This is a genomic window from Pseudoxanthomonas sp., from assembly GCF_002863005.1.
In the GTDB taxonomy this organism is placed as follows: domain Bacteria; phylum Pseudomonadota; class Gammaproteobacteria; order Xanthomonadales; family Xanthomonadaceae; genus Pseudoxanthomonas_A.
On record NZ_PKDG01000036.1, the window covers coordinates 1 to 7,254 of the forward strand.

The 7,254-nt window shown below is 68.8% G+C and carries 4 protein-coding genes and 1 pseudogene; 1 reads left to right on the top strand and 4 read right to left on the bottom strand.

Annotated elements, in window-relative coordinates; genetic code table 11:
* Positions 1 to 265: 265 nt before the first annotated feature.
* The 3 genes and pseudogenes from CYU89_RS13650 to CYU89_RS13660 form a co-directional block, all read right to left on the bottom strand.
* A pseudogene (locus tag CYU89_RS13650) lies at positions 266 to 1,537 on the bottom strand (family 43 glycosylhydrolase); the annotation flags it as partial.
* Positions 1,538 to 1,635: 98 nt separating this feature from the next.
* Positions 1,636 to 3,621 carry a sialate O-acetylesterase gene (locus tag CYU89_RS13655; protein ID WP_296281789.1) on the bottom strand — a complete coding sequence of 662 codons (1,986 nt, stop codon included), beginning with the start codon at positions 3,619 to 3,621 and terminating at the stop codon, positions 1,636 to 1,638.
* Positions 3,618 to 5,804, bottom strand: coding sequence for an alpha-glucuronidase family glycosyl hydrolase (locus CYU89_RS13660; protein ID WP_296281790.1), 2,187 nt, complete (start codon positions 5,802 to 5,804; stop codon positions 3,618 to 3,620). Before CYU89_RS13660 ends, CYU89_RS13655 begins: the two co-directional genes overlap by 4 nt.
* Positions 5,805 to 5,917: 113 nt before the next feature.
* Between CYU89_RS13660 and CYU89_RS13665 the strand changes: the two genes are divergently transcribed.
* On the top strand, positions 5,918 to 6,979 hold the full coding sequence (locus CYU89_RS13665; RefSeq protein WP_296281792.1) for a LacI family DNA-binding transcriptional regulator: 1,062 nt from the start codon (positions 5,918 to 5,920) through the stop codon (positions 6,977 to 6,979).
* Positions 6,980 to 7,085: 106 nt separating this feature from the next.
* Here CYU89_RS13665 and CYU89_RS13670 read toward each other — a convergent pair.
* The coding region (locus tag CYU89_RS13670) for a putative glycoside hydrolase (protein ID WP_296281796.1) at positions 7,086 to 7,254 on the bottom strand (169 nt) is incomplete at its 5' end.

Below are 7,254 nucleotides of genomic sequence, written 5' to 3' on the forward strand. Positions count from 1 at the left end.
AGGGAGTCCTTGGCCGTGGAAACGAGGTGTTTTTGAGTGTTGGTTGTGGCCGGATGGGCGAGGTGTGTTTGAGTGTGAGTCAGGCGGCCGCTGGCGGGTTCAGCAATGTATTGTTTGGGAGCAACACGATTGCGTTGTGGACGACCCGTGGAGGCGTCGGATAGGCGGCCGCTGGCAGGTTCGGCAATGTAAGGGGCAGGAGCGGCTCAAGAAGGGCGGGCATAAGGTCCACCCGACTCAGAAGCCGGAAGCGCTGCTCTATCGCGTGCTGCTGGCGACGACCGAGGAACGCGGGATTGCGCAGCGTCTCCAGCCCTTCCGTCAGAGGATGAACAGCGAGGGAACCGGGACGTGCGGCCAGGCCTGCCCATGCGGACTTGGGCACGCGCACGCGCAGCCACTCCGACGCCAGTGCCGGCGCATCGAATTCATCGCGATGGGAGAAATTGCCGGTGGACGGCGCCTGCGTCGCTTCGCCCTGCATCCACGAGGGAGCCTTCGCCACATACGGGATGACCTGGTCGGCAGGCAGGATCTCCGGCCAGCCATCGCGCCAATGCACGGGCAGCAGGTACGTTTCGCGACCGGTGTTGTAGTGGCGGCGCTGGTAGTTGCGGCTCGCCAGGAACACCGCCCACCACGATCCATCGGGCCCCTCCACCAGGTCGGCATGGCCGGCATTCGTGATGGGCAGTGGACGATCCACAGGCAGATCGCGCTGGGTCAGGATGGGATTGCCCGCGTAAGGCACATAGGGACCCCACACGTCGCGGCTGCGCAGCACCACCTGCGAATGCTGCGGTCCGGTGCCGCCCTCCGCATCGGACAGGTAGTACCAGCCGTCCCGCTTGTAGATATGCGGACCCTCGATCCAGATCGGATTCTTCTCCGGCTCCACGCCGCCATCGATCAGCACCTTGCGCGGAGCGACCGGCTGGAAGCGCGCCAGGTCGATCTGCTGCATCCAGATGGCGCGATGGCCGTCGTAACGCGCCGGTCCCGGCGGCTCGTCGTTGTTGAGCAGATACACCTTGCCGTCGTGGTCGAAGAACAGCGACGGATCGATGCCGCCGATGGTCGGCAGCCAGTGCGGATCGGACCACGGACCGGCCGGATCGCGCGCCGTGGCGATGAAGTTGCCGCCGCTGTCGGTCGCCGTCGTGACCACGTAGAAGGTGCCATCGTGGAACTCGATGGTCGGCGCGAAGATGCCGCGCGACACGCTCAGGCCGTCGAAGTCCAGTTGCGTCGGTCGGTCGATGACGTTGCCGATCTGCTTCCAGTGCACCAAGTCCGTGCTTTCGAACACGGGGATGCCCGGAAAGTAGGTGAAGCTGGAATTGACCAGGTAGAACCTGCCGTTGGCGGCGACGATGCTCGGGTCGGCATGGAAGCCCGCCAGCACGGGATTGCGGTAGTGGCCGGCGGGCAATGGCGCTTCGAAGGCCGTGTCGCGGCCGGTGTACTCGAACCAGTCGAAATAGACCGGCGGCGCTGCTTCGGTTGCCAGCACGCTGCCGGTGGCGGCCAGCAACATGAACGCGATGGCCAGCAGGCCGCGCACGGCGTGGCGAGATGCTGGGACGCGGCACGTGTGCGTACGGGCATCCTGGAGGTTTCGCGGAGAGAGCGGTGTCATCGGGGCGCCTCGACAGCGGGGATGGGAAGTTCGAAAGGACCGGCCGGCAGTCCGGCGGTGTCGCGAAGCGTGCATACCGGGCCATCGGCCCAGCAGTAGCGCACGCGGATGGCGCCAGCGACGGCAGGGCCGCGCACTACGACCCGGCTCGCTTCGATGCGCGCATCGACGTAGCGGCAGCGCTGCGTGGCATCGCAGAGTTCGAAACCGATGGGATGGTCCGAGCCGGTCGTCGCCAGCGTGCCGGTGATGCCGTCGAATGCGATGCCGACGCCGTCCTGCGTGCGCGACACCGCACGTGCGACGGGGCCGGACGGTGCAAGCGTGCGTTCGCCGTAGACCATGTGGCGAGCCAGGCGCGCGAGACGCCGGCCGAGTTCCTGCTTGTTCGGCGGATGGATGTCGTACGCATCGCCGATGTCGATGGCGACCGCGAGGCCGGAGTGCGCATCTTCCGCGGCGGCCTGGCGTTGCGCGTCGCGCAGCTCGGCCCAACCGCTTTCCACGGGTGAGGACGGCGGCATGCCATAGCCCGCCAGCTGCACGACGAGAAAGGGCGTCTGCGGTCCGAACCGGCGCCGCCAGTCGTCACGCAGCAGGCGGAGCAACGGCGCGTATGCGGCGGCCTCACCGGTATTGGACTCGCCCTGGTACCAGAGCACGCCGCGCACACCGTAATCATGCAGCGGCGCGATCATGCCGTTGTACAGCGTCGACAGGCCCGTGGCCGCCTGCCAGGGTGCGCCAGGCGGCGATGTGTCCGACGGCGCAATCCGGTACTGCCACGGTGTGTCCAGCACGACGCGTGTGCCATCCGAGAAGCGCAGGGCCTGCGCATCCGCCGGTCCGGCCAGCCCGCCGTCGCGATAGGTGTCCAGCACGTTGACCACCACCGTGTTGATGCCGGGCTTCAACAGCCCCGCCGGCAGCGGGTAACGGCGCGGCTCGCCTGCGCCGTAGCGACTGCCCACCGCCACGCCGTTCACCCAGGTCATGTCGGTCTCGTCGGCCGGCGCCAGTTCCAGCGTCGCGCGGGCGACCGCTTGCGCCGCCGTGAGCGTGACCTGCGTGCGGTACCAGACCATGCCGTTGTAGTCCGCGAGTGCGGCCACGTTCCATCGCTCCCACGCGCCCAGCGATGCAGGAGCATCGGGCCAGTCGCCGGCGCTCGCGCCGGGCTGCCAGGGCATGTCGCCGGGCACGGCGTGCGGACGCGTTGTCCACCAGCGCTCCCACTGCCTGCCCCACTGCGCGAGCGCCGCAGCGGGATCGTCGGCATAGGTCGCGAGCACGTCGAGCGCTTCGTCCCGGCCGCCGCCGGCGCGAAGGGCGGACGCGCCGATCCATGCTTCGATCCGCGATCCACCCCAGGCCGCCTGGATCAGCCCCACCGGCACATCGACCGTCTTCTGCAACTCGCGCGCGAAATAGAGGCAAGCCGCCGAGAAATCGCGCACCGTCTCCGGCGAGGCAGGGGTCCACGCCGCCCGGCCCAGGAACGACGACTGCGGCACCACCGCTGCGGACTGCGGGACGTTGAACAGGCGGATGCGCGGATAGGCGCCCGACGCGATCTCGCTGTTCGCGTCTAGCGCGCGCCAGACCGGCAGCTCCATGTTCGACTGACCCGAGCACAGCCACACGTCACCCAGGTGCAGGTCACGCACCCGCTGCGTGACCTGCCCTGCCCTGGCCACCAGTTCGTACGGACCTCCGGCCGCCAAAGGACGCAGCCGCGCGCTCCACCGGCCCTCGGCATCGGCGCGCGTGGTCACGGTCTGGCGAGCGAAGGACACGGACACCGCTTCGCCCGCCCGCGCCTGACCCCACACACGGAGCGGCACGTCGCGCTGCAGCACGGCGTGATCCTGGAACAGGGGATGCAGCAGCGGCTCGATGCCTGCCGCCTGCGCGCGTGCCGGCGGCGACGCGGCAACGCACCACGATGCGATGACCAGGAGGCCCGGGAGCGCGAACCTCATCGTCCGTCTCCCGGTGCGAACGGGAACTGCAGTGCCTGGTAGTACGCCAGCGGATGCGGCGGCGGCTGTTCGCCCGCCGGCAGCGCAAGGCCGTTGAGCGACTGGAAGTACGCCACACTGGCATCGCGCCACCACTGCGCCTCGTTGCGCTGGATGCGCAGGAAGGCGGCGACGTGACGATGGCGCGGCGCATCCACCCTGCCCTCCAGGCGCTGCCACGTGGCCTGCATCGCCTCGACGTTCCGCACGCCACGCGTGTAGCGATGGACCAGCTCGTCCCAGAGCGGCCGGCCTGAGCGCAGGCGGCGATCCCACCGCACATGGTGGAACCACAGCAGCAGCGGCTCCGGCACGCGTTCCACGTCGTTGAACCCGCGTGCGACGTCCGCTGCGTACTGCGACACCGCATCGCTGCCCGACGCGGTGCGATCGAATCCGATTCCGTCGCGGTCGGCACGGTGGTAGTACACCGAGGTCCAGTCGGCCCGCGGACCGCCGTCGACCCACGGACCCGGGCCATAGTGATGCCCGCGCGCCATCACGTGATGCAGCCCCAGCGGCGTCATGTAATCGACCGCCGTTTCGCGCGAGGCCATCATCATGTCCACCACCGGCCGCACCACCTCCTGCGCCGGAGAGAACGTCATGGCGACCCAGTCGGCGGCGATGTCGCGCGAAGACTGCATGGGGTTCCACGCGAGCCGGCCGAATGCATACCAGTTCGCCGGGTCGAAATGCGAACCGCTCCAGGTGCGGTCGTCGCCGATGTTGGCCACGCCCGCCATGCCGGTCAGCGCGTGTCCGTCCAGCGAGCCGTCGACGAGGCGGGCAACGGTGGAACCCGGGCCGCGCGCCCGCGTATCGGCGCGCAGGACCTCTTCATACAGCGGCCCCAGGTAGACCAGGTGCGTCGCGAAGCCGAGGTATTCCTTGGTGATCTGGAATTCCATCATCAACGGCGTGCGTGGCATCGCGCCGAACAACGGGTGGAACGGCTCGCGCGGCTGGAAGTCGATCGGTCCGTTCTTCACCTGCAGCAACACGTTGCGGCGGAACGCACCGTCCAGGCCGACGAACTCGTTGTAGGCCTGCTTGGCGCGATCCTCGGGCACGTCGTGCGCGTAGACGAAGGCGCGCCACATCACCACGCCGTCGTGCGGCGCCAATGCGTCGGCCAGCAGGTTCGCCCCTTCGGCATGCGAACGCCCATAGTCCTGCGGACCCGGCTGCCCTTCCGAGTTGGCCTTGACCAGGAAGCCACCGAAGTCAGGAATGAGCGCGTAGATCTCGTCCGCCTTTTCGCGCCACCAGCGCTGCACGCCGGGGTCGAGCGGATCCGCCGTGGCGAGGCCACCCAGTTCGATCGGCGCGCTGAAACGCGCGCTCAGGTAGACACGCAGGCCGTACGGACGGAACACGTCCGCGAGCGCCGCCGCCTTGCGCAGGTACTCGCGCGAGAGGCTCAACGCCTGGGCATTGACGTTGTTGAGGACGGTCCCGTTGATGCCCACCGATGCATTGGCGCGCGCATAGTCGACGTAGCGCGGATCCTGCCAGTCAGGCAGGGTGTGCCAGTCCCACAGCGAACCTCCCGCGTAGCCGCGCTCCACGTAGCCATCCAGGTTGTCCCAGTGGTTGAGCACGCGGCGCGCGACCGCGGGCGACTCGCGCACTTCCAGTGCGTCCAGCGACATGCCGGTCTGAAGCAAGCGCAACAGATGGAAGACGCCGTACAGCACACCGATGTCCTCGCGGGCCGCGACCAGCATCAGCGTGCGGCCACCGACCTGCGTTTCGCGCAGCAGGTAACCCTCCTGCCCCAGGGCCTCCAGTTCTCCACGCAGCGGTGCGATCAGGGGCGACGACCGCGGCGTGCCCAGGATCAATGCCCGCTTGCCCTCGGGGGCCGGCCGTCGCACCGGGGCGTTGCCCAGCAGCCCCGACAGGCCCCGCTCCACTTCGTCGCGCGCGGCGCGCTGCGTGGCCGTGGCATCGGGCGCGACGAGTTCCCCGAATCGCGCGCGGTAGTCGTGCGCCACGCCCTGGTCGACCGGCGCGTAGCGCATCCACAGCGCATACCCGTCTTCCGCGCAGGCGTTCCCAGCGAGGCCAAGCAGGACCAGCACGACCGCAAACCGCCATCCCCGGCGGCGGTCGCCCGATACCGGGGTTAGCGTTAACATTCCACTGTCCAGCGGACAGGCGGGCGCGGGCAGCGGCATCATCCCCCCTGGCGCTCCTGCCGGACCGGCGGGGCGCTGCACCGCATGGCTACCGTGGAAGAAGGGAACGCGTATTGGACAAGCCGAAGAAGGCGATCCGCCGCAAGACCAGTGGCGTGACGATCGATGAAGTGGCCGCGCTGGCCGGCGTGTCGCCCATGACCGTCTCGCGGGTGATCAACAACCAGGGCAAGGTCCGCGACGCCACGCGCGAGCGCGTCATGCGCGCCGTGCGCGAGCTGGACTACACGCCCAACCTGGCCGCGAGTTCGCTGGCCGCCGCGCAGCACACGCGCATCGCCCTCATCTACACCAATCCCAGTGGCGCCTACCTGCGTGAGCTGCTGGTCGGCCTGCTGCGGGTAGCGTCCCGCACCGCCGTCCAGCTGGTGGTCGACTACTGGGACGACCTGGATACCGAATCCGAACGCAAGGCGGCGCGTGCGCTGGGCGCGCGCGTCGACGGCGTCATCCTGCCTCCGCCGCTGTGCGAGTCGCGCGCGGCGGTGACCGAACTGGTGAAAGCTGGTGTCCCCGTCGTCGCGATCGCATCGGGGCGTTTCAGCGACGACATCTCCTGTGTCCGGATCGACGACTTCCGCGCCGGCAGGGAGATGGCCGAGCACCTCATCGAACAGGGCCACCAGCGCATCGGTTTCATCCGCGGACGCAGCGACCTCAGTGCCAGCTCGCGCCGCTACGACGGATTCGTCACCGCGCTGCACGAAGCCGGTCTGGACGTGGACACCGACCTGGTCCAGCAGGGCGACTACACGTACCGCTCCGGACTGAAGGCCACCGAGAAGCTGTTGGCCCATCGCAAGCCGCCGACCGCCATCTTCGCCAGCAACGACGACATGGGCGCGGCCGCGATCTCGGTGGCGCACCGCCGGGGCCTGGACGTGCCGCGCGACCTGTCCGTGGTCGGCTTCGACGATACCTCGGCCGCCACCACGGTGTGGCCCGAGCTCACCACCATCCACCAACCGATCGCGTCGATGGCGAATGCGGCCATCGATATCCTGCTGCGCAGCATCCGGCGCAAAACCGACAGCACCCGCGTGCTGATGGACCACGTGGTCCCGCATCGGCTGGTCATCCGTGACTCGGTGGCAGCGCCCCCGAAGCGGCGGTAGCGCGCGGCAGATCGTCATGCCGCGTGCCTCCTCGAGGCATGAACGACGGTCACCGGCGCGATGACGCCCGCACGCAGCGTCATCGCAAGGGGATGACGCGCGAGGGTCATGCGTCCGGGCATGCGACGCTGGCCTCGGCCTCGTTCAACGCACCCAGCGCCACGCGCGATACCGAGATCGTCATCGTCCCGGCGCTACCGACAGACCACGGACGATCCAGCTTGGCGACATCGGCACCTGCCTTGGCCAGGCATTTCAGCGGCACGCCGACGCGC

What these genes read in the sequence shown, in the direction of transcription:
- CYU89_RS13655 (WP_296281789.1), bottom strand. Translation starts at nt 3,621, where the DNA reads ATGAGGTTCGCGCTCCCGGGCCTCCTGGTCATCGCATCGTGGTGCGTT.
- CYU89_RS13660 (WP_296281790.1), bottom strand. Translation starts at nt 5,804, where the DNA reads ATGTTAACGCTAACCCCGGTATCGGGCGACCGCCGCCGGGGATGGCGG.